19 protein-coding genes are annotated in these 22,500 nt (G+C 52.8%); 10 read left to right on the top strand and 9 right to left on the bottom strand.

What is annotated here, in order from left to right; translation table 11 throughout:
* The first annotated feature begins 73 nt into the window (after positions 1-73).
* Positions 74-655: a TetR/AcrR family transcriptional regulator gene (locus AC2FFH_RS21945; RefSeq protein WP_496726649.1), complete on the top strand. Its 582-nt coding sequence runs from the start codon at positions 74-76 to the stop codon at positions 653-655.
* A gap of 521 nt (positions 656-1,176) precedes the next feature.
* Here AC2FFH_RS21945 and AC2FFH_RS21940 read toward each other — a convergent pair.
* A complete protein-coding gene (locus AC2FFH_RS21940) occupies positions 1,177-2,049 on the bottom strand; it encodes a bile acid:sodium symporter family protein (RefSeq protein WP_496845321.1) in 873 nt (290 codons plus the stop codon).
* Between the two features lie 194 nt (positions 2,050-2,243).
* Between AC2FFH_RS21940 and AC2FFH_RS21935 the strand changes: the two genes are divergently transcribed.
* The 4 genes from AC2FFH_RS21935 (at position 2,244) to AC2FFH_RS21920 (ending at position 5,523) form a co-directional block, all read left to right on the top strand.
* Positions 2,244-3,254, top strand: coding sequence for an AraC family transcriptional regulator (locus AC2FFH_RS21935; protein WP_170686482.1), 1,011 nt, complete (start codon positions 2,244-2,246; stop codon positions 3,252-3,254).
* 161 nt (positions 3,255-3,415) lie between these two features.
* Entirely contained in the window at positions 3,416-4,282 is an 867-nt protein-coding gene (locus tag AC2FFH_RS21930) for a cysteine hydrolase family protein (protein WP_496845320.1), read from the top strand.
* A 48-nt stretch (positions 4,283-4,330) separates the two neighbouring features.
* Positions 4,331-4,816, top strand: a complete 486-nt coding sequence (locus tag AC2FFH_RS21925) for a YHS domain-containing (seleno)protein (protein ID WP_010443192.1) — start codon at positions 4,331-4,333, stop codon at positions 4,814-4,816.
* A gap of 137 nt (positions 4,817-4,953) precedes the next feature.
* On the top strand, positions 4,954-5,523 hold the full coding sequence (locus AC2FFH_RS21920) for a carboxymuconolactone decarboxylase family protein (RefSeq protein ID WP_142639617.1): 570 nt from the start codon (positions 4,954-4,956) through the stop codon (positions 5,521-5,523).
* A 19-nt stretch (positions 5,524-5,542) separates the two neighbouring features.
* On the opposite strand, the gene AC2FFH_RS21915 is transcribed toward AC2FFH_RS21920, so the two are convergent.
* Positions 5,543-6,508, bottom strand: coding sequence for a LysR family transcriptional regulator (locus AC2FFH_RS21915; RefSeq protein WP_496769836.1), 966 nt, complete (start codon positions 6,506-6,508; stop codon positions 5,543-5,545).
* 82 nt (positions 6,509-6,590) lie between these two features.
* Here AC2FFH_RS21915 and AC2FFH_RS21910 point away from each other — a divergent pair, with 82 nt between their 5' ends.
* The 3 genes from AC2FFH_RS21910 to AC2FFH_RS21900 are packed head-to-tail and all read left to right on the top strand — an operon-like array spanning position 6,591 to position 9,224.
* Positions 6,591-7,217: a pyridoxamine 5'-phosphate oxidase family protein gene (locus AC2FFH_RS21910; protein WP_496780729.1), complete on the top strand. Its 627-nt coding sequence runs from the start codon at positions 6,591-6,593 to the stop codon at positions 7,215-7,217.
* Positions 7,218-7,277: 60 nt separating this feature from the next.
* Positions 7,278-8,258 carry an alpha/beta fold hydrolase gene (locus AC2FFH_RS21905; RefSeq protein WP_281995597.1) on the top strand — a complete coding sequence of 327 codons (981 nt, stop codon included), beginning with the start codon at positions 7,278-7,280 and terminating at the stop codon, positions 8,256-8,258.
* An 18-nt stretch (positions 8,259-8,276) separates the two neighbouring features.
* A complete protein-coding gene (locus AC2FFH_RS21900) occupies positions 8,277-9,224 on the top strand; it encodes a PhzF family phenazine biosynthesis protein (protein WP_496845319.1) in 948 nt (315 codons plus the stop codon).
* A 989-nt stretch (positions 9,225-10,213) separates the two neighbouring features.
* Here the strand turns inward: AC2FFH_RS21900 and AC2FFH_RS21895 are convergent.
* On the bottom strand, positions 10,214-10,909 hold the full coding sequence (locus tag AC2FFH_RS21895; RefSeq protein WP_496705767.1) for an alpha/beta fold hydrolase: 696 nt from the start codon (positions 10,907-10,909) through the stop codon (positions 10,214-10,216).
* Positions 10,910-11,137: 228 nt separating this feature from the next.
* Between AC2FFH_RS21895 and AC2FFH_RS21890 the strand changes: the two genes are divergently transcribed.
* Both AC2FFH_RS21890 and AC2FFH_RS21885 read left to right on the top strand, forming a co-directional pair.
* Positions 11,138-12,763, top strand: a complete 1,626-nt coding sequence (locus tag AC2FFH_RS21890) for a L,D-transpeptidase family protein (protein ID WP_496769831.1) — start codon at positions 11,138-11,140, stop codon at positions 12,761-12,763.
* 112 nt (positions 12,764-12,875) lie between these two features.
* Complete coding sequence (locus tag AC2FFH_RS21885; RefSeq protein ID WP_496845318.1) at positions 12,876-15,620, top strand: AsmA family protein; 2,745 nt, start codon at positions 12,876-12,878, stop codon at positions 15,618-15,620.
* Positions 15,621-15,631: 11 nt separating this feature from the next.
* Here the strand turns inward: AC2FFH_RS21885 and AC2FFH_RS21880 are convergent, their stop codons facing one another.
* From AC2FFH_RS21880 to AC2FFH_RS21855, 6 genes are all read right to left on the bottom strand, one after another.
* Positions 15,632-16,132 carry a hypothetical protein gene (locus AC2FFH_RS21880; RefSeq protein WP_282171046.1) on the bottom strand — a complete coding sequence of 167 codons (501 nt, stop codon included), beginning with the start codon at positions 16,130-16,132 and terminating at the stop codon, positions 15,632-15,634.
* Between the two features lie 124 nt (positions 16,133-16,256).
* Positions 16,257-17,870, bottom strand: coding sequence for a mechanosensitive ion channel family protein (locus tag AC2FFH_RS21875; protein WP_496845317.1), 1,614 nt, complete (start codon positions 17,868-17,870; stop codon positions 16,257-16,259).
* Positions 17,867-19,189 (bottom strand): mechanosensitive ion channel family protein, encoded by a 1,323-nt coding sequence (locus tag AC2FFH_RS21870; protein WP_496769825.1) that lies wholly within the window; start codon positions 19,187-19,189, stop codon positions 17,867-17,869. The genes AC2FFH_RS21875 and AC2FFH_RS21870 overlap by 4 nt, the downstream gene beginning before the upstream one ends.
* A 150-nt stretch (positions 19,190-19,339) precedes the next feature.
* Positions 19,340-20,563: a carbohydrate porin gene (locus AC2FFH_RS21865; RefSeq protein ID WP_496845316.1), complete on the bottom strand. Its 1,224-nt coding sequence runs from the start codon at positions 20,561-20,563 to the stop codon at positions 19,340-19,342.
* A 62-nt stretch (positions 20,564-20,625) separates the two neighbouring features.
* Entirely contained in the window at positions 20,626-21,027 is a 402-nt protein-coding gene (locus tag AC2FFH_RS21860) for a hypothetical protein (protein ID WP_496845315.1), read from the bottom strand.
* A gap of 72 nt (positions 21,028-21,099) precedes the next feature.
* On the bottom strand, positions 21,100-22,491 hold the full coding sequence (locus AC2FFH_RS21855) for a metal-dependent hydrolase family protein (protein WP_496769819.1): 1,392 nt from the start codon (positions 22,489-22,491) through the stop codon (positions 21,100-21,102).
* Positions 22,492-22,500 lie beyond the last annotated feature (9 nt).

Genomic DNA, 22,500 nt, shown 5'->3' with positions numbered 1-22,500 from the left:
TTTGTTTTTAGCTGATCACACTTATAGAACAAAATGTTCTATAGCGCAACAAAGTGTTCTACAGGAGGGGCGATTGAAAGAAGATCCTAGGCTGATCGCCACACGACAGACTGCGATTGATGCGGCGCAAAGGATACTGAGGGATGAGGGCGTGTTGCACGTAACTCATGGCGCAGTTTCGAAGGCAACTGGCATTTCGCGCAGTACACTTTACAGGCACTGGCCAGATGCGCGCAGTCTGCGTGATGCAGCGTTCAGGCGCATCGCAACACCGCCGAACATACCACCCAAAACCGATGGCCCGCTGCGATCTGACCTGCGCTGGTTACTCGGCGTACTGATGGGAGCCTTGAATGACACACCATGGGGCCAAATCGCGCCTCAGGTGGTCGCTGCTGCGTCCACCGACGAAGAAGCGCGGTTGGTGATCACTGAATTCATGAAAGACAGGTTCGCAAGTGTTGAAGCAGTATTTGCAGCCGCAATAGACCGCGGTGAGATCGCCACGAATGTTCCGGTTGAACAGCTTATAGAACTAGCAGTCGCGGCACCTTATTTCCGCAAGCTCATACGTCACGAAGCACTGGACGAGGATTGGTTGGATCGACATGTTGATCTGCTTTGCAGTATCGCGAAAACCAATTCGGGACAGTGACCATCGCCTGACTTTGCAATCAAAGCGACCTGCAACAGGCGCGAGATTTCGGCAGAGCAGCAGATTAGATCAAAAGCATATCCAGCTAGTTCCCAATAGCGGTTGCTCCAAAAGGTCTCGGCAAAGACTCGCAATGATCGTTCTTCGAATTTTGCAAAGTCCGCGTTCTGCGCATTTCTGTAATTCGGACAACGCGCGGCATCGGCCAAAGTGGGCTCTATGCGGCCATTCTCCGCGGCTTGCATGTTTGGCAGGTCCAGCCCAATCCGGACACTTAATCCAAGACTTTGCAATTCCGACTTGCGGACAAAACTGACCTTGGCGTCTACACCTTCGCTGACGCAGGATCCACCGCACTGGCAGCAACAGCTCTTCCCTTCAACAGGGAAAATCGCCAAAGCGGCCGTTCCACAACGGGCTTTGGAGCTCCTTGATCGCTCTTTGACCAGACGGCGCTCTGGCATGGAAACAAAGGGGCTTGGCTCAGCGCCATAACCAAAGCTAGCGAATAGGCGTCAGGATCATGAAATTGGGCTTCTTCGCGCAAGCAGGGCGAAGACAGGCAACATTGTTACGATCCAGACCACGCTATAAATTGCGGATGGTATGGCATATTCGCTTAACCCATTGGTGTTAGGCAACAGCAAAGTGGCAATTGCGATTCCCAAAGCTCCGTTTTGAACGCCGGTCTCAATTGAAATCGTCTTCGCCTCGATGTCTGTGCATCCGAGCATCCCTGAACTCATGATGCCAATAAACGTGAGTGACGCACCTACAACAAAAAGTGCGGGTCCAAGCCTAAGGTAGTTATCCGCGACCACCACCCAGTTTGAAATGATAGCGCCTCCGATGACCATCGCAAAAAGTAGCATAGAGACCTTGCTAAAGATTGGTTCGACCGCAGCTACAATTCGCGGCGCCAAGGATCGCGCGATCACCCCGGCTAGGATCGGTGAAGCTGTTAAAAAAAACATTGCTAAAGCCGTCGAAGAAATGTCGATAGCGGGCGCAGTTGCCCCCATGAACATCTGCATCGAAAACCCCAGGATGAGCGGTAAGGTAACGACACAAGTCAGACTGAAGACTGCTGTAAGAGTAACGGACAAAGCGACATCCCAATTCGAAAGCTTGGTCACGATGTTACTGATCGCCCCGCCCGGACAGGCCGCTAAAATCATGATGCCAACGGCTGCCTCAGCGGAAATCCCAAAGATAAAAGTCACCATCAAAGCGATGCAAGGCAGCAAAATGATCTGGTTGAGAGCGCCGACGCAAAAGGCCCGTGGACGTCGTCCGATACGTTGAAAGTCAGCCGCTGTGAGTCCGAGGCCAAGGCAGAACATGATGACAACAACTGCGAGCGGCAGCAGCACAGATATGAAAATTTCGCCCATCTACCATGACCTCTATGGCTGCATGCTTCCGCACGCTTTCGGACGATACCGTTCAGAAAACCTGATGACGAGTGTTATCAGTTTGGCGCATTTATCCTCAAGCGCCCGAAGATCGAAGCTGTCTCTATTTATTATACCTATCACAGGGTTGGACGATCTGGCGTGAAAGAGCTTTCCAGTGCTAATCTCACTGTATGGCAAGTGTAACTTACGCATTCGCCCGCGCGATGGCCAACGCCGCCGGGATGACGCTAAACGACGATGGCGCCCTGATTTCGAATGGCGCTGTCGTGCTGCGTCTACCAGAAGCTCAAGACGGCCAATTGGCGGATGATGCGTATTTCGATCTGATCGATTGGATTCGTGCGCAACAAGCGGACGAGGCCGCGTTGGTTGAGGCCTATGCGAACGCGATTGCAACCGATGATCTCGGCGTCCTTGGCCTAGCCGTAAAGACAGCTCCGACCTTGCGGCAATCTTTGCAACGGATCGAGCGTTATTTTCGTCTCGTAACGGACACCGCAGTTTACAGACTTGATGAAACCGGCGATCCGGTCCTTTGGATTTTTGAGGGACAAACATCACATCGCGCTGCCTTGGAGCTGCGCAACGAATGCGCGCTTGCGGCCTTTGCGAGGAACATGCATCGGTTTGTGGGTGATGGGTTGTCGCTTGCATATGTCACGTTTCAGCATCCATGCAGACAAGAACCAGAGCGTTACGCCGAATATTTCGGGTGCCCGGTTCGATTTGGGAGCGCCCACAACGCCATTGCTATGCGCCCTGCTATGCTGGAAAGCGAAAATCGTCTTGGCGATCCGGGCTTGTCAGATTTCATGACGAAGCACCTGGATGAGGAGTTCAACTCTCGCGATGACGACACCTCACTGAGCCAAGCAATTGTCCACCGGCTTACACCGGCCTTGAGTAACGGCGCGCCGCAAGCAGCGCATGTCGCACAAGAGATGGGAATGAGCGAGCGCACGCTTTACCGCAGGTTGGCCGAAGAAGGGCTGACCTATCGCGACGTTCTTGGTCAGGCGCAAGTTGCACTTGCTCGTGACCTGCTCCGTGACGGTAAGGCTTCCATAGCCGAGATCGCCTTTATGACCGGGTTTTCGGAACAGAGCACGTTCAGCCGCGCCTTCAAGCGCTGGGTTGGCCAGGCTCCGGCACGATTCAGGCAGCAAGCGACCTCCGACTAGGCACACACCTCAAGACCACATGGCAGGTTCGGCCAAAACCTTGGCAGGGCGGGCCGATACCTCAATCGATGTGGTGCATAACTTCTTCTTTGTCAGATCCACCTGGGGCGCTGCCGAGTAAAGCAAACCCATTTGCCCCTCTCAGACAAAGGAAATTTGCAATGAGCAATCATGACCACAAACATGGAGCAAGCTGCGCTTGCGACGTCACGCCCGAACACGTTGATATGGCGCGCCGGCGACTCTTGCAACAAGCCGCCGGTGCGGCCGCGGCAGGTACAACAATAGTGGCTGGCGGGCAGGCCCATGCCGCGACCGACGAAGCACGCGCCTACTATGCTGACCCGGAAAATCCAGGCCTTCCCCAAATCGACATGACCATCGAGCCGGGGCGTACTGCGCTTGTGGTGACCGACCCCCAGATTGATTTTTTGTCAGAGGACGGTGTGACGTGGGGTGTCGTTGGCGAAAGCGTGACCGAACAGGGCACGGTCGACAATATCGAACGGCTTTTCATTGCCGCCAAGGCTGCGGGGATGCCGGTCTTCATCTCGCCCCACTATTACTACCCACATGACCACAAGTGGGAGTTCGAGGGCACTCTGGAAGCCACGATGCACAGCATCGGCATGTTTGACCGCCTGGGACCGCTCAATTTGGACAACTTCGAGGGCTCAGGTGCCGACTGGATGCCGCAATACAAGAAGTACATCGAGGATGGCGAAACCATCATTTGCTCGCCACACAAGGTTTACAGCCCTGCTCAGAATGACCTGAACCTGCAATTGCGTAAACGCAAGATCGACAAGGTTATCCTCGCGGGGATGTCGGCGAACCTTTGTACGCAGGCGCATCTCTACGAGCTGCTGGAGCTAGGCTACGAAGTCGCTGTCGTTCGCGATGCCACAGCCGGGGCTAAGGTGCCTGAAGGTGACGGGTATCTCGCCGCCATCATCAACTTCCGTATGGTCGCCAACGGCGTCTGGTGGACCGACGACGCGGTTGAGCGCATTGGCCAATCGGCCTGACACAATTCGATCTTCAAATTTGATCCTGACATCCTGAAAGGACATATCATGACACGCATCTTTACATTTCCCGCGCTTACAACAGCGTTGACTCTCGCCCTGGCGGCGGCGGCATTGGCTGACGATGAATACAACGTTTCGAACAGTCTTACCTTGACCGGGCAGCCCCTCGGCATGCATGGCGTCGATCCTGTATCGATGTTTGAAGCCGAAAAACCCGAAATGGGCAACGCCACTTTTACATCGGCCCATGATGGAGTGGACTACTATTTTGCGTCGCAGGCAGCGAAAGCCACATTCGAGGCGGATCCGACGGCACATCTGCCTCAATTCGGCGGATTCTGCGCCTTTGGCGTCTATGTAGGCAAGAAGCTTGATGGCGATGTTCGGTATGCCGATATCGTGGACGACAAGCTCTATCTCTTTGTGAATGAGGAAATCTTCAAGAAGTACCTTGAGGACAAAGAGACCGTGATCCAAGGCGCCCATGCCAAGTGGGCAGACATCCACCACACGCCTGTCGGCAGCCTTTGATCGAGGAATTTGGTGGCTTTTGCCGGTCGGAGCCACCGCTGCCTCTCCCCTCCCCAAAAGGCCGGCATTTCTCCAAGACACCCTGTCCGCAATGACAATTCGCGTGTGTCGAAAACTCTTCCCAAAGGAAACCAGACATGACTGATTTTGAGACATATACAATCGCCTCAGCCCCTGATGCCGCGAAACCAATTCTGGAAGCATCGCTGAAAGGATATGGTTTTGTACCCAACCTTTATGCGGCCATGGCCGAAGCGCCCGCAATTTTGGAAGGCTATACGACACTTTCCAGCATCTTTGGAAAGACCAGCCTGTCAGAGACTGAGCGCCAGATCATCCTTATGACTAACAACCGGTTGAACGGGTGCAAGTACTGCATGGCCGCCCATACCACTCTTTCACAGATGGCCGGTGTCCCCGAAGACGTGATCGCAGCGTTACGCGATGGCAGCCCTATCGCCGACCCCAAATTGGAAGCACTGCGCAAATTCGCCATCGTGATCAACGAAAGCCGAGGCTGGCCCAGCGACGCACAGGTCGAAGCGTTTCTGACGGCTGGTTACACACGCCGATCTATGCTGGAAGTCATCCTCGGCACAGCGTTGAAAACCCTGTCGAACTATACGAACCATGTGGCGGAAACCGCGTTGGATGATGCCTTTGTGCCAAATGCATGGATCGCCTCGGTCGCGGCAGTGGCTGAATAGCGCGACGCCCGCCCATTTGTTAATCTTGCTTTTGGACCTGTGTTTGATTCCCGACAAGAAGGGGATCTGATTTTAGACGTCCGACAGCAAAGTCAACAAAGGTGCGCACCTTCGCAGACACGGTTCGTCCCTCTTGATGCACAAGATGGATGGGGACTTCGGGTGGTTCATACGACTTTAGAACAGTCTTGAGCCGCCCATCTGCAATGTAGGGTGCGACTTGATAGGACAGAAGCCGCCCGACACCATGACCTTGCAAGGCCAACTCGATCACAGCGTCATTTGTGTTCATGCTGATGCGTGGGCTCATGCGTTTGGTGACAGTCTTTCTGCCCCGTTGAAAATGCCATTGGGCCGATGCATTCAAGGCAGTTGAATTAATGATTGCATGGCAGGATAAATCATCGGGCGTATCTGGTTCGCCATATTGGTCAAGATATTTACAGGAAGCAAACGCGACCTGCCTCACCGTACCACACCTGACAGCCATCAAACTGGAATCAGCGAGGTTGCCAATTCTGATCCCGACGTCGAGACCCTCATCAATCAGATTGACCACTCGGTCCACATAGAGCGTGCGCGCTGAGAGCTTTGGATACAGATCCAGAAATTCGCCCAAAATTGGAGTGACGAACATACGGCCAAACAGGACTGATGCAGTAACACTAATTTCCCCGGTCGGTTCGGCATAGGAACCGACAGCGGCGCGCTCGGCCTCTTCAAGGTCAGCCAGAATACGTCTGGCATCCTCAAAAAACCTTTGCCCGCTATCAGTCAGCATCACTGAGCGCGTTGTGCGTACAAAAAGACGTAGCCCGAGGCTGTCCTCAAGCATAGAAACCATTCGGGTCACTGTCGGTGGTGACATGTTGAGGTCGCGGGCCGCAGCAGCGAAACCTTTTAGTTCGGCGACCTTCACAAAGACTTTTAACGCGTGAAATCTGTCCAAGATATTATTCCATATTTTTGAATAATATATTGCCAAGTATCCAAATTCCGCAACTTGAAAGCTCCAACTAACTTCACCTCAGTCCCAGGGCATCGCCCAGGCCGAGATGGAGAATTCAATGGCACGACCCTTTGCAGAGATCAGCTTCACGTCCTCCGTTCGCGAAACGCAGGCCAAAAACGGGTCAGCTAACGGCTACGCGAAGTTTCTGGACGGCACGCGTCAGGAGGACTCAATCAGCCCGGTCGAGGCCAGGTTCATCGGGCAAAGAGACGGCTTCTATCAGGCAACAGTCTCGGAAACCGGCTGGCCCTATGTACAATTTCGCGGTGGACCAGCGGGTTTTCTGAAAGTGTTGGATGAACGGACACTTGCCTACGCCGATTTCCGCGGCAACCGGCAATATCTCAGCACTGGGAATCTGCTGGGCAATGACCGAATCTCGCTGATCCTGATGGATTATCCCAATCAGCGGCGCCTCAAGATCTGGGGTCGGGCGAAACTCATTGATGCCAATGCCGATCCGGCGCTGATGCAACGCCTGAGTGAGCCGGGCTATCGCGCTCATCCTGAGCGGGCGATTGTGATCAAGCTTGAGGCGATGGACTGGAACTGCCCGCAGCACATCCCCCAACGCCTGACCCTTGAAGAATTTGAAGATTACCTCGTCCCGCTTCGCACTGAGTTGGAAGCACTGAAAGCTCGAAACGCAAGGCTCGAAGAGGCACTGGGTCAGCAAAACTGACCGATATCAAGCCCCGCGCGTTCAAGCACGCACGCCGTAACCTGAAGAAAGGAAACATCCATGTCGCGCAATCTGAAATCCGTCCTGAGCGCCAGCATTCTCGCACTTTCCATTGCTGCGCCATTTACACCGGCGCCAGCAATCGCCGCAGAGACTGGAATTGAAGCTACGCAGGCTGTCAGCTTCCGCACGGAAGAAATCGGCGACATCGCTATCGCCTATCGTGAAGCAGGAGATCCAAACAGACCTACTGTCCTGCTGCTTCACGGCTTTCCGACCTCATCACATATGTTCCGCAACCTTATCCCTGAACTGGCCAAGCACTACCACGTGATCGCACCCGATTTTCCCGGATTTGGAGCGTCGGAGATGCCAAAGGCCGAAGGCTTCGAGTATTCCTTCGCGAATATCTCCGAAATGATGACATCGCTGCTCGACCGGAAGGGAGTCGAACAGTACTCGGTCTATTTGATGGACTATGGTGCCCCGGTTGGTTTCCGAATGTTTGCGGAACAGCCCGAGCGGGTAACCGGCTTCATCATTCAAAACGGGAATGCTTACGAGGAAGGGCTGCGCGAGTTCTGGGATCCAATCAAAGCCTATTGGGCCGAGCCATCGCAAGAGAACGGCGACCAGCTTCGTGGATTCCTCACTCTGGATGCAACCAAATGGCAGTTCACCCACGGCGTTAAAAAACCGGAACTGATCAGTCCCGACAATTATTGGCATGTCCAATACCTGCTCGACCGCGAAGGTAATCAAGAGGTGCAACTTGAACTCTTCCTAGACTACGGCACCAATGTTGCCGAGTACCCAAAATGGCAAGCGCTGTTTCGGAAGCATCAACCCCCGGCGCTACTGATGTGGGGTAAGAATGATCACATCTTTCCGGTCGAAGGCGCCTATCCCTATGAACGCGATCTGAATGATCTCGAGTTTCATCTGCTCGATACGGGTCACTTCGCGCTGGAAGAATATGGGCCCGAGATTGCGGCGCAAATGACCGCCTTTCTGAACCGCATCACCGCCGCCAGCAACTGACGTAAAACTGGCCGCACCATGCTCAAAGGTGCGGCCGACGCATGGAGAAAACCAATGAATACGCAAGCAAATACTGTCAGACAGGTAACGGTTGAAATCGTACACGGCTTTGTCGACAGTGGCGCCGGTGGAAATCCCGCAGGCGTCGTCCTGGATGCTGATGAATTGGGCGAACAGGATATGCAAACCGTCGCGGCAAGGGTTGGATTGTCCGAAACGGCCTTTGTGTCGCAGTCCAAGACAGAGGGCTTCAAACTGGATTTCTTCACACCGAACAGGCGCATCGCTCATTGCGGTCATGCAACAATTGCCGCCTTCTCTCACCTTGACGCGCTGGGCCGGATTCCCAATCCCAACACCTCGAAGGAGACAGTTGATGGGCCAAGGCGCATACTAATGAAAGAGGGTGCCGCCTATATGGAACAGCTGTCCCCAAAATACGCGATACCAGAGGAATGGGTGGAAAAAGGTGTAAGCATCGACGATGTACTGAACTCCCTTGGGATCAACAGACATCATCTTGATCAGGAAATACCACCGGTTTTAGTCAATACCGGTAACAGTTTCATTGTCATCGGCCTCGCTGATGCCGATGGTCTTGCCAATGTGAAACCAGATTTTGCCAAAATCACGCAAATCAGCGAACGACTGGATTTGATCGGCTACTACGTCTTCACAAGAGACCCATCGGCGACCGACCGAGACGCTACAACCCGCATGTTTGCGCCCCGATACGCGATTGAGGAAGAAGCCGCGACGGGGATGGCTGCGGGGCCCTTAGCATGTGTATTGCACGACTTTGTCGTATCATCTCAACGGTCATTTCAAATCGAACAAGGGGTGTTTATGAACCCGGCGAGTCCGAGCCTGATAAAAGTCGATCTGGAAATCGACAATGGAACAATCTCCGGCCTCTTGGCAGGTGGTTTCGGCAAGGTCATGTGCTCGCGTCGAATTAGTTTCTAGCGTTGCGCTCGCGGCGAATGGCTGGCTTGGCGGGCTGCACCGCAGCAACGACGCCCATCGGGCCACGTCCGAATTGGGCCGTCCGCTAAATTTTGCAAAGTCCGGATTCCTGGGCATCGCTGACCTTAAGCAATAGCACCCGCTTATCTTGTAGCCTACAGCCGCCATCTGAGAAAACTACGGCGGAAGTCCGCATTCCGCTCTTGACGTAGATCATTCTTGTCCACTTTGGGTTGGAAGCGGCAAACTTCAAGCTTCACGGAGGCCACGTCTATGGTATGGGACCAACCAAAATTTGCGCTGTGCGCAATTAGCTTTGAATTCTAAATTCTGTGCGTGGCTTTTGCGCCCAATGTTTTGGGCCAAAGATGCAAATCTTTAGGCGAAATGCAAAGCTTTGGGCGCACCTACAAAAATCTGTAGGCGCGCGCATATCGTTGCGCGCCCAACACTGATTACATTCAGAAAATTACGGATTCTACGCCCATAACCTTGCGCGAGATTTGCGCATAAGTTTGCATTTTTTGCCCATAAGTTTGCGCGGTGCGTAGAATTCGTTCAATTTATAGTAGTCCTCTCTCAGCTCAATCGACTTTAGACGCTCATCCACAATCAAGAGTGCACTCTGGTCGAAAAAATTCAACCCTAGTCAGTGGGAAACAGTTCTAAGGCAATTGTGAGAGACTTGTTGGCCAAGATAACGTCGAGCGCCTTGTCTGAGCCGATCTTATTTTCCTAGCTAGTACCGCATACTCATTATCGAGCATCCGAAAGTGACGGCGCCGAGATCGGTTGCCTGCCATTGAAGCTGAAGCTTCGGTTTGAGATCAATGCCAGCTGATCAGTCGAGACGCGGATTCACTTGCGGAGCTACGGCGCATCTCGCCCGAAGCGCTGATTGAAGTAGGACAATCGGGATAGAAGCAATAACTATTCCTATGCGGGCGATTTCGCTGTCCGCGCGCTCGTGCAGGATCCGGCGGCCAAATTCAAATCGCGGACATTAGCATTCGGGCCAAGTCGTCAGGCCTATCGATCATCACGTAGTGCCCGAATGGCACCGAAACCGCTGTCCACCCCGACTGATGCTGGTATCGCTCAAAAAACGGTTGGCCAAGCCCTGGGACCCAGCCAGTGGCATAGATGTAGGTTCGCTTTAACACCTTGGTTCCGCCGCTCACCAGTTGAATCGGTTGCTCAAATGTCTTGAGTGGTTGCGCGACATTTCGGCGGTCTACCCACGCACAGTCTGCTCCATTCACCGAAAAAGCCTCCGCTGGGCCCGGCGCGACTTTGCCATCGACGGCACTATCACGAAGCCCTGCCGCGATATCCGCAGGCAACACATCCAAGGCGGCCTGCCCATCGCCCGGCACGAGCGCATCGAGGTACACAAGTGAGCGAATGTGGTCGGGCGCTCTATTTGCGACTCCGGTGACAACCATGCCGCCATAGCTATGACCGCACAAAACAATGTCAGAGAGTTCTTCGCACGTGATCACCCCCAGGACATCCTCGATATGCATGGCCAGATCGGTTTCGTCACTCTCGAGATGAGCACGCTCGCCCAGACCTGTCAGTGTAGGGGTAAAAACGTCGTGGCCCTCCCTGCGCAGAAGCGCGGCTACGCGAGCCCAGCACCATCCCCCTTGCCACGCTCCATGGACCAATACAAATGTCGCCATAACCCGCCCAACTCCGTCGATACTGCAATGACAGTAGATTCAACAGGGCCGCCTCGTCCACAGGATCGTTTGGACGTTCAGCGCCGATCCCCTGCATATACACACGGCTCTCGAGCCCTCCAATCAAATGGCCATACTAAAATCATAAATTACGATTTGATTATACATTATGTATGAGTATCCTTCCACATAGAGACAGCATATAGCGCGAAGCCGCAGGAGGTATTGGTGGGTCACGTTAAGTCGTTAGTCGCGATTTCGCTAACTGCATTGGTAACAATATTCCCCAACCCAAGCGTCGCAAACGAGATCTCAGAGCAGATTGCTGCTCTACTCGGTGCCGAGTTGGAAGTGAGTAGCACGCTACCTGACAGCAAGAGCTTGGATGCTGAAATCCTAGTGCCGCGTTTTTACGAAGAGAGGGACTTCACTCCTGCGTGGACACGCGATGAATTGTCAGACGAACTCTTTGATGAGTTGGATAGTGCAATAGAACAGGGCTTCAGACCGGAAGATTTTGACTTAGCGGAGCTTCAAACCGCATTTAAGGCCGCCCAAACTGGCGATGTTTCTAATCAAGCTTTGTTCGATATTCTGGCAACGGACGCTGCGGTGAAACTGGTCCATCATTTGGTGTTTGGAAAAGTAGACCCAAATGCACTGGACGACGATTGGAACTTCTCAAAACCGGTAATTCAACAAGACCCAGCCGTTGCCCTGAATCAGTTTCTTAAAGGTGAAGGTTTTAGCGCGTTAATCGCACGTATTGATATCGACAATGCGCAGTACGTGATGCTTGTCGAAGCACTGAGTAAGTATAGGGCCATTGCTTTACAGGGCGGTTGGACCAATGTTCCGGATGAAACCGTTCTTAAACCAGAGATGGTGGACCCTGCCGTCGCTAAGCTGCGCGAAAGGCTGGCGGCAGAAGGCTACGTTGAAACAAGCGGTTCTTCTGAAGATGGCGAAAACGGCACAAACCCAGCTTGGGTTTACGACGATAGCTTGGTGAAAATAGTCAAATCCTTTCAGAGTCGGCATGGATTAGAAGCCGATGGGGTCATTGGCGGTAAGACGTTCGCATCGCTAAACAAACCGGTGGAAGATCGCATAAACAAGTTGCGTCTCAGCTTGGAACGCGGCCGCTGGCTTATGCGGGAAGTCGACGACGAATTCGTGCTGGTGAACATTGCAGGAGCCCGCACATATTTGGTTACATCGGATGGCACGCTTTGGACCACTAGATCAATCACAGGGTCAGCCTATCGAAAGACCCCGGTGTTTCGAGATGAAATTGAGTACATGGAATTCAATCCCACCTGGACCGTTCCCGCCTCGATTTTTCGTAAGGACAAACTTTCGCGCATCCGCAAGGATCCAGCCTATCTGACACGCAACAATTATGTCGTTCGGAACAAGGATGGCCAGACAATCCCCGCAAACGCTGTAAACTGGGGGGCGAAGAACCCCGGCGTGACCCTGGTTCAGCAACCGGGCCCAGACAATGCGCTGGGTTTGGTTAAGTTCATGTTTCCAAACAAATACGCTGTATACTTGCACGACACAAACGACAAAACCCTTTTTGACCGAAACGAGAGAAATCTCAGTTCCGGCTGCGTTCGCCTTGAGTATCCGTTCGAGTTCGCGAGCCTTCTGATGGAGGGAGAGCCAGATTGGAGCCGACAGAAGATGCAGTCCATTTTGGATAGCGGAAAGACAACGCGCGTTGATCTACCTGAGCCAATGCCGGTTCTTTTAACATACTGGACAGCGTGGGTCGAAGACGGGGTCGTTCATTTCCGCGAGGACCCATACGAGCGGGATGCTCGTATCCTGGCGGCTTTGGACCGATGAGCACTAAATGCGCGGCGCGCGCGAACCGAATTATGTGCCCATCTAGTCCAGCAGATTGGCGAACGCCGAATTGCAGATAGACCAAACGGCGTAGGCGACGACAGGGGGATGCATGAGGACTTGGCTTCTTAGATCAATTGGGATTGTCGTACTACTTGTGTTTGCAACAATCGGATTTGTTTGGTTGCTACTTGCTGCGCCGCTATTCTCGGAGATGCGACGTGACCTGGTCGAAAAAGTCCTTTCTGAACAAATCGGACAGCCGATTGTGGTTAATGACGATGTAAGTGTCGCGCTTGGACGCATTACCCACATTTACGTCGGTGGTGTGGTTATCCCGAGCCAAACTATGCCGGAAACATCTCTTGCAGAATTGAACCTTCTGGAACTGGAAGTGGATGTTGCTGCTTTGGCCAATCGACGTCTGCACTTTGACAACCTCGTCGTTGACGGTCTCCAGGCGAATTTCCTTACAGCTGCTGACGGCACTACAAGTTGGCGAAAAGGCCGACCGACGCCAAAACCTGAACCCGAAAACGCCACGGAAGAGGACAATCAAGAGGCTATAGCTGAGACCGGCGGATCCAATGAGGGCGACCCAGAAGGTAGTGGAATCCTCTCATTCCTGAGCGACAAGAATGTAACTTTCACATCCATTGGGTTGAACATTGATGATCAATCCTCTGGCTTTTCGTTCGTGTTTGACCTCCAGTCTCTCGCTCTGGAACAGGTAGACAAAGGGCAAAGAACAAAGGTCTCGGGGACAGGCTCCGTCAACGGCCAAAGTTTCGAAATCGAGGGTGACTATCCTCATAGTGCGCCGTTTGCGACGCGCGCCAATTTTGGCGAAATGACGGTAAGCTACGACGGCGAACCTTTTTCGGAAAGCGAGGGAGGTGGCTATCGTGCTGTCTTGCAGATGGACACTGGTGAATTCGGTGACTTTCTTGAAGTCATTGGGCTGGAGCGAGTTCTGGAAGGGAATGGCCAGTTGCAAGCAGAGCTTGTTTCTCAGGATGCTCTGAAAATCGAGACCTTTACGACCACCGTAAACCTTGAGGACGGACAGCAACTTACAGCAGAAGGATCGATAGAAGACCTCTACACAGCTCGGGGCGTTGATCTGCTATTCGACGCGCGGCTTTATCCTGAGGGGCAGCCGCCGAACGCAGCAAAGAGTTTCCAGGAGCTGAAGTTCACAGCCTTTGAAATGCACATGGTAGGATCACTTGCGTCTTTCGAGTTCGAGAAACTTCTGTTCCAAACTAACGCATTTGATCAAGGCCTGGACGTGATCGGGCCAGCCTCTATCGAACGCATTCGCCGCATGCCCGATGGTCGGCTTGCGATGCTGGGCATCGCCTTACAGGCTGGACCCATTGAGGACCCAATTCTAAAGGCCGACGGCGAAATTCTCGACCTGCTTCAGCTTCAGGACGTGACTTTCGAAGGCATACTCAACGGGCCGGCCAAATTGATTTTGCCAAATATGGATGAAGATTTTGTCGATCAGCTCGGTGGCATAAATGCCGACTTCAGCTTGTCCAATGAAGGAGGGCCTGTTTCGCTCAACAGGTTTAATGCAACCACCTATGGCACAGATATTTGGGCGCTTGACCTCGCGCTATCGGTCAGCGAATTGAAAGGGCTGTCAGGCCTTGATTTTGACGTGGAACTGGATGTCAGCGACGAAGCTAGTTTTCTGACTGCGCTTAAATTGCAACCTGTCGAGATTGGCGCACTTGCCGTCGATGCAGTGACGTCGAAGCAGGGCGAGGACTTCACTGCCTCAATCGAGTTTGAAGCCGGTTCGTCACACCTTCTGGCCGCTTTGGATGCAAAATTTCCCGAGGGCGCTTCTGTAATTCGCGGAAACGTTGCGAGTAAAAGGCTCGATTTAAACGATCTAAAAAACCTGACCGCTACGCTGGACCAGCTTAAAAGCTTGGTAGGCGACGCTTCAAAAGATCCTGAAACCGACGTACAGCCCTTGGTTCTACCGAAGGAAACCAACGTACAGCCCCTGGTTTTACCAAAGGAGAAAGGAAAGCCAGCCGATCTTCTGGATGTGCAGCGCGTACTGAGAGAGGCTGACGTTCAGGTACAGATCGACTTTAAGGAGATTGTTGGCCAACAAGGCGTAACTTCTGTTTCCAGCCAATTGTCTGCAAAAGAAGGGACCGTAGATTTTGGCCCGCTCCAGATGGCTTATGGCGGTGGAAACTTCAGCCTACGGGCAGTGATGGATCTGATTGACTCACCTGATTGGCTCTCCTTGTCGGGGTCAACCTCAGGATGGGAATTCGGAGAGATTCTCGATGAACTGGGTATCGGGATAGATGCATATGGGCGATTGAGTGGTGAGTTCAACGTTTCAGGCAGTACCGCGTCTGGCAATGCGTTTGTGAATTCCATGCGCGGCACTGCTTCTTTATCGATGTCACAAGGCTATGTCAGCACCAGCCTTCTGGAGTTGGCAGGGCTTGGTATTTTCCCATGGCTGTTTTCAGAGGAACTCCGTCAAGGTTACACGGACATAACATGCGTTGTGGCACCAATTAAAATCGAAGCCGGCCGGGTAAGCTCAGACTCCATCGTGGTTGAAACGGGTTCTGTTCAATTGGTGGCCAAGGGCCAAGTGGATTGGGTCAAAGATATTATTGCGATCAGGGCAGAACCTCGTCGAGTTGGCAAACCGTTATCCCGTAGCGCGTGGCCGTTTGATGTGACCGGTCAACTTTCGTCACCGAAGTTCAAGTTGGATGTCGGTGGATCCAGAAACAAGGCTCCGGAAGGTGCTGATGCGATGCCAGCAGACAGGCAACCGTGCGTGCCAGACATGAATCAGCTTCAATAGTCGGTCACGACCTAGTTCTTGAGTGGTTCAGGCTGTTCTGCCTGACATGCCAAAACGGCCTCGATGGCTTTCGAAGACCCACTCAGATCAAGTTCTACTTCGGTTCCACTTTCACCAATTATCGTGACGCTTTGGCGCTTGCCGAATTCGGTTACAAACGCGGGGTTGTCGAAAAAGGCGTAACCCCCGGGGACGCCATTTTTAAAAACACCTACGGCTTCGCCTTCAAACTTTGCGTCACCGAAATCGAAGTTCACGATACCGGTTGATCCGTCCTCAATCTGAACCCAGGCCGGATTGTAGGCGGCAAAGAAACCGCCAGCCTGATTGGGTGCGACACCAATTTCAACTGTCATGTCGTCTTCGAAGGGCTTCCACGCGAGGCAGCCGTTTCCTTTCTCGAGGTCGATCAAAATTGTCCAGTCGCCAGACTCACCCCACCGCTCCATACCAGCGGCAAGAGCGCCACTCGCGAGAAGCGTTACTATTGCGGTAAATGTCCAATTGATCATCTGGAACCCCAAAACGTTCTGAAAACTATTGCATTAATCCTACCCATTGCTCTGGATCAATCAAACTAATCCGACAACCTGCAAGGGCGGGGTTTAGTAGACCCAGAGTGGACTTGGTATTCTTTTACTCCGCTATATGAGCAAGCTTTCCATCCCATTCCTCAGTGGGAATCTTAGGACTTGGCGGGTCGGCCATGTAGGACGGTGTCATAATTTGCGTACCGTTCTCGTTGAACACTTCCACGATGTTTTGGTGTAGATCAGACAGAATCTTAGGCAAACTCGATCCTCGAGATGTGTATGCGTTAATTTCGTAATTGATGGCATAGTCAGCCAACTGTGTCCAAAGTACAAAGGGCTCCGGGTTTTTCTTCAAACTCTGTGTGCGATGAGCCGCCTCTATCAACATTGCCGTGATTTTTTTTGGCGGCTCCTCGTACCCGATCCCGACCGTCGTGTGCACGAGAAGGCCTCGACCATCGACTTTGCGCGAATAATTCACGACCTCTGAGTTCAACAACTGAGCGTTTGGAATACTGATCATTTCGTTTTTGATGGATTTGATAAGTGTTTCCATAAGCTTGATTTCGGTTACGTCCCCTATCTTGTCTCCGACCATTATTCGATCACCAACATTCGTGCTGCGCCGATAGATGACAAACAGACCTGCCATCATGTTTGATACAACTGTATTGGATCCTAACGAGACCATGATACCGGCAAGAATTGTCAGGCCCTGAAACGCCCGGGAACCTGAGCCCGGAATGTATGGGTAAGCGAACACCAGTGCGATTACGATGACTAAAGCCCTGAACAGCATGTTCGTCGGCGCGATCCAGTGAGCCTCAAAATCTTTGATTTCGAACGCACCGTTCTCCAGGTTGTCAAAGAACAGATCGAGGCCGCGGATCGCAAATCGACATAAGGCTGCAATAATTACCAGCATGATCAGATTTGGGATGTAACCAACGACAGCCAGCACAACATTTATCAATGGCTCACTGACGTACTTTAGAAGAACTTGAGCGATGGCCTGGGTTTCCGCGAAAGACAGCAAAACCAAGGACAGGTAGTAATAGAGAAAAAACAGAAACAGCACCCACATCAAAGCATGAATTGAATAAACGATGATAGACGCGATTGCCCTGCTTCGTAGGATTGACTTTGTAGCTTCCTCGACGCTTTCCGCTCTCTTTTCCAAGTTGTTTCTGACGTAGCCCAGAAACTTCTTCCGTTTGGCAAAGAAGAAGTATGACACCAGTGCAAACAACGCCGTCCAAGCAACAGCGGCCAAGGCGCTGTCAACGCGGCCTTCGCTGGATCGCGCTTCCCGGTACTTTAAAATGGCATTTTCGATGGCCTCTGCTTGCAGCCCGGCCAGAACTTCAATGTCCATCTGTTCGTGGTCGGCATCAGCCTGAGTGGTAATAGTGACCATATGGCCGTCGACGCGTACGAGTTGTCCAAATTCAGCCCGGGAGATTTGGATGTCGACCGTTTTGCTCTCTGATCTATCAGCAACTTGAGCAATTCTTTCTTCAATCTTTGCGGCCCTGTCCGTTGCGGGCAATGCGCTGGATCCGCGGACGACAAAAAGCTCATCCCCGTCGACAATGACCGGTGCTATGAATTCGGGATCTTCTCGCTCCTGCTGTGGCAGCAAAACTTCTTCTGACTGAGCCGAGGCTACACTGCAAAGAAGCAGAAAGGACATCATCAATATTACTAATGCTCTCATGTCTTTACTCCTTCCACTGGGATCAGGTGAACATCGCGCTGCGGGAACGGTATTGATATTCCCTCTTGGTCAAACCGCTCCTTGGCTTGTCCTGTGAGGTCCCAATAGACAGTCCAATAGTCGTCAGACTTGGACCACGGTCGACAAAAGATATTGACTGAATTGTCGCCAAGTTCACCAACAAATATTTCTGGATCAGGCGACTTCAGGCATAGTTCATGTCTTGCGACCAATTCCTTCAGAACATCGATTGCGTGAGCAGCGTTGTCTGAATACGCGATCCCAAAAACCAGATCGACGCGACGCTCATCAGATGCGCTGACATTTGTGATTACGTCACCCCAGATCTTACTATTCGGCACAATGATGATCTGGTTGTCGAAGGTTCGGATTTTTGTCGAAACGACCGACATGTCGTCAACAAAACCAGATGACCCGCCAACCTGAATATAGTCTCCGGTATCGAATGGCTTCAAAACCATGATCATCAGACCGCTGGCGAGATTGCCTAGCGTTTCCTGAAGCGCAAAGCCAAGAATGAAAGACAAACCACCAAATATTGCAAACAAAGGAGTGACGTTCACACCGAACAAGGCAAGTACAACCAGAATGCCGAGAATAAAGACCGCCCAAAACACTGCGGTCGCAATGAATTTCTTAAGCATCCGCGATATTGTTGGTATTTTTTCAAGACCGCGCTCAGTTAAACGACGCACCATTTTGGCTACAAACATCATAACCCAAACAGCAGCCAAAACACCCAACCCAGCCAATAGAAGACCAGCGCCTCCCTCCCAGGAAACCAACCATTGGAGAGCGTTGTGAAATAACGTCTGTAAATCCGTTGTTTTAAGCACGCCAGTTTTGAGCGCTAAAAGATAATCGGTGTGCGGTTTCAGGTCTTCTTCGGCGGCACCCTTTAGGGCCCATTCGTTCAAGACCAGTGTGTAATTATCCAAAATTACAGTGCCAGTGTCGTTTATCAAAGAAAGCTGTGATCTCAGGTCATCTTCTTGCGCTTCGTTTCCGTCCTGAAGGCTAAGATTGATACGGGCAATTTCTTCAAGTTGGTTGCGAACATGGTCTTGCCAGGCAACAGCAATTTCTGAAAGCTCATCAGTCGTCAGCGGAACAAGCAGTATCTCCAGGTCACCGGCAGAAATTGATTTGTCGGCAACCTGAGTTAAGAGATCTTCTTGCTGTACCTCGGCAGGTTCCTGTTCACTCGCCGCGTTCTGTGCGTACGCTGGAACAGCGTTTGACGTCGAAACCGCCGCAGCAAAGAGCAAAATAACCAAACCGTAGATGTATCGCGTCATGACACTAAAGCTCCCACATAAAGACTGAAGAGATCATAAGGAGACCGAAAAGGTCTGCCATCCAAATAGTTGGGGGCGACCCACTCACTTGCCGCCCCCGCCCGTTCCGGCCAAAAGGAAGCCCGAACGGAAACTGCTACCCGGCATTCATCAAAGATTGACCCTCAGTCTCAGTCCCAAGACCAGCGGGTCGTTCGAGTTTGATCCGGGATTTTTCAGGTATTGCACGTCTGCCGTCAGTGCCAGATTGTCGGCCAAGTCCAAACGGTAGAAAGCTTCAAGTGTCGTTTGATTGGGCAATCCTGGTGTCGTCAGGTCGGCAACAGTGGCCGCTATGCCAAGGAGATCATCATAGGTGCCAGGTCGCCACATCAAGCCTGCGTTGACTGCACGCCTGGCCAACGCACCGCCGCCATTGGACCATCCCAGCCGTCCGAAGATCATCAGTTGGTTGTCGAATGTATGGTTGGCAGAAAGTGTGGCTCCATATGTTTCCGGTACGCCAACTTGTTGGCGCGCATCCGTGTGAAACATCCCCAGATGAACGTTTGTCAGAAATCGTTTTGATTTTTCGGGCGTCCAGCCGATCTCGGCGTATTTGTAGAATTCGCTACCCCCGGAAAACCACTCAATGTCTGTGAGAGACCCATTGGCATCGCTGACCACCCCTAACGCGTAAATCTGATCCGTCAGGTAGCCGCCGACCGTGACACCAAAACCAGGATCGGGGATAGGCAGCACCGGGCTAAACAGGATTGAATAGTTCGAAAAGGTCGTTCGTGGGTTCACGTAGCCCAGAATGTCGGAGTAGTCGCCCGGATCGATCCGACCCGCCACCACTCCTCCGCGGCCGTTTGCGAAGGCTTGTTGCCAGTATGCTACCGACAAGGTCGTGTTTGTGTCCCCAAACGTGACCGCGGTTGCCCCTTGATACCCAATTTGCGCAGGCAGCGCTGAAGGTGCAATGGACTGGCCCAACCGGTGTCGGTTCTCCAGAATAAAGACAAGGCTACCAGGGTTTTCGCCACCCCGGTTTGCCAATTCCCACGTCCCGATCATCCTGAGCTGACCGGATGCAGATTCGTCCTGCCCGGTCAGGCCGTGAGAACTGCGTTGGTATAGCGCTTGGTAATCAAAGCTGAGCGCCAATCCGGTGTTTTCCCTAAATCGACCCAAAGCGGTTTCGGTTGGATCAATGGCACGGTCCAAACCGGGCCATCGAGAGTCTTCAAGTCTGCGCAGCCTATCTTGCTCCTGTTGCGCACTGGCTGATCCCGGGCCGCCCAACGAAACCTGGGCTGCGGCCTCCAGTTTCGCCTGAGCAGCATTTTCCTGGGCATCAGCAGCACTACTAAAAAGTGCAAAGGCGCTCAATAACGCGGCGGCAAGGGTCGGTCGTGGTGGAAGATACGACCTCTGGTGCGACAAACCTCCAATCACTTTACGTCATCCACTGCTTTGATTTCGGGAACACGTTCCAGCGCCGCAGCCATGTCGGCGCTGCTCATCAACTCGATCATCTGGTAATCATCAAGCAGGCCATCGCCGAGGCGGCTGACATAGAAGGCCTGGATAAAGGTTGGATCGTCTGGCAGGGAAACGGTGATGTAGTTCTTCCCGTTTCCAAGCCCCCAGTAATAGCTCAAAAGCTCTCCACCGAGCGCTTCGATCCCGCCCTTCACCGAGGCTGCGCGATCCCCCGGATTGGCGATCTGCATTTCCCAAGCGGTGCTATTGGACGTGCCAATGAACAAAAACGTACGCATGCTTTCGGCGTCTTCAGCTGCGGCAATTGAACCACAGATCGCCATAAAGACGCCAAGGCTGAGATGTTTCACAGTCTTTCCTTTCAGGGAAGGTTTCTTGGCTGAAGTGTGGGGTTATCAAAGATAGACCACCCCACTTTCCTTTTATTCCAGCGTATTCTTGTAGAATTTGCCGTCCTTCATGATGACACGAATGGTGTCGAAACCTTCTTCACGCGGTTCCGCGTCAAACCATTTCGGTTGGGCCCCCAAGACAGAAAGATCTTCCAGCGGGTTGCCATCGACGATCAGGATATCGGCGTAGGCTCCTTCTTGGATCACCCCCAACTGCTCCGGATAAGGATTACGTTGGCCAGTCAGCTGCGCCAGTTCGCCCGCGGTCGACGTAGCGGAGACCAGCATCGCATGATTGCCGAACCAATCGGCAAACTGGTACTTTTCGAAATCGCGATGGGCACGGCCCTGATCGAGCGTTGACAGTACTGTATCAACGTTGTGCACGACCTTGGGTTTGTATTTCTTGACAAGCGCGATGAGATCCTTGCTTTGGTCATGTGCAACCGCAAGCTTGATGCCTGCTGGCGTACCCGGTGCAAAGTTGGGGTGCTCAAACAGAATCGGTGAGAACCCGGCGGTGTTGAGGGACCAGAATATTCCTTCATCAGCCATGCGCTTCACGGTTTCTTCTGTGACCATCTGGCCGTGTTCAATGACCTTGACGCCCGCATCCAGTGCCATTTGGACAGTTTCGTCCGTGTATGCATGCGTAAAGGCGTAAGTATCGAAAAAGGCTGCGACCTCTACGGCCGCCCTGATCTCTTCCACGCCGTATCCCACAGACCAAAGCGGGTCTAATTCCGAGGAAACACCGCCGCCGACGGTTAGCTTGATTTGTGTAGCCCCATAGCTGAGGTTCCGGCGCGCGGCCGTTCTGATTTCGTCTACGCCGTCTGCAACGACCGCGAGATTGAGTTCTTCCACCTGTGCGACGGGGCCACCTTCAGCCCGGGCACGAGGGCTGCGCCAGTCCGTGTGACCAGATTGTGGGCCGATGCACGCGCCGCTCGGGTAAATCCGTGGCCCGACAAGGATATCCTGATCGATCAGCTTTTTCATCGCATCGCCTTGGCCACAGGCATCGCGAACCGTTGTGTACCCATCCATAAGGTAATCACGCGCGTTTGCGACTGCCATCGCGCCGACGCCGTCCCAATTCGCATATTCCGCGCCGCCAAAGCTTGTGAACAGACCGGTTAGGTTCAGGTGGACGTGGCTGTCGATCAGCCCCGGCATCAATGTGCGACCACCTCCATCCACAACCGTCGCGCCAGGTGCGTCGATGGCCTCGGTGGACACTTCTTTGATCAAGTTGCCTTCAACCAAAACGCTGGCGTTCTCGATCCGCGCCTCATTTACTCCGTCAAAGACATGGACGTTGGTGAACAGGGTTTGTGGCAGGGTGTCCTGCGCAAACGCGGCAGTGGCCGTGAAAAAAACCAGGCTCGCGACGGCACCCGTCTTTGTCGAAATATTCATGTCCTTCTC

It is taken from the genome of Ruegeria sp. YTSC003 (assembly GCF_059609785.1).
Note: the sequence above shows the minus strand (reverse complement) of the source record. Positions and strands in the feature narration are given on the sequence as shown.

Coding starts and splice junctions, on each gene's coding strand:
- AC2FFH_RS21940 (WP_496845321.1), bottom strand. CDS start 2,049: ATGGGCGAAATTTTCATATCTGTGCTGCTGCCGCTCGCAGTTGTTGTC.
- AC2FFH_RS21935 (WP_170686482.1), top strand. CDS start 2,244: ATGGCAAGTGTAACTTACGCATTCGCCCGCGCGATGGCCAACGCCGCC.
- AC2FFH_RS21930 (WP_496845320.1), top strand. CDS start 3,416: ATGAGCAATCATGACCACAAACATGGAGCAAGCTGCGCTTGCGACGTC.
- AC2FFH_RS21925 (WP_010443192.1), top strand. CDS start 4,331: ATGACACGCATCTTTACATTTCCCGCGCTTACAACAGCGTTGACTCTC.
- AC2FFH_RS21920 (WP_142639617.1), top strand. CDS start 4,954: ATGACTGATTTTGAGACATATACAATCGCCTCAGCCCCTGATGCCGCG.
- AC2FFH_RS21910 (WP_496780729.1), top strand. CDS start 6,591: ATGGCACGACCCTTTGCAGAGATCAGCTTCACGTCCTCCGTTCGCGAA.
- AC2FFH_RS21905 (WP_281995597.1), top strand. CDS start 7,278: ATGTCGCGCAATCTGAAATCCGTCCTGAGCGCCAGCATTCTCGCACTT.
- AC2FFH_RS21900 (WP_496845319.1), top strand. CDS start 8,277: ATGCTCAAAGGTGCGGCCGACGCATGGAGAAAACCAATGAATACGCAA.
- AC2FFH_RS21895 (WP_496705767.1), bottom strand. CDS start 10,909: ATGGCGACATTTGTATTGGTCCATGGAGCGTGGCAAGGGGGATGGTGC.
- AC2FFH_RS21885 (WP_496845318.1), top strand. CDS start 12,876: ATGAGGACTTGGCTTCTTAGATCAATTGGGATTGTCGTACTACTTGTG.
- AC2FFH_RS21880 (WP_282171046.1), bottom strand. CDS start 16,132: ATGATCAATTGGACATTTACCGCAATAGTAACGCTTCTCGCGAGTGGC.
- AC2FFH_RS21875 (WP_496845317.1), bottom strand. CDS start 17,870: ATGAGAGCATTAGTAATATTGATGATGTCCTTTCTGCTTCTTTGCAGT.
- AC2FFH_RS21870 (WP_496769825.1), bottom strand. CDS start 19,189: ATGACGCGATACATCTACGGTTTGGTTATTTTGCTCTTTGCTGCGGCG.
- AC2FFH_RS21855 (WP_496769819.1), bottom strand. CDS start 22,491: ATGAATATTTCGACAAAGACGGGTGCCGTCGCGAGCCTGGTTTTTTTC.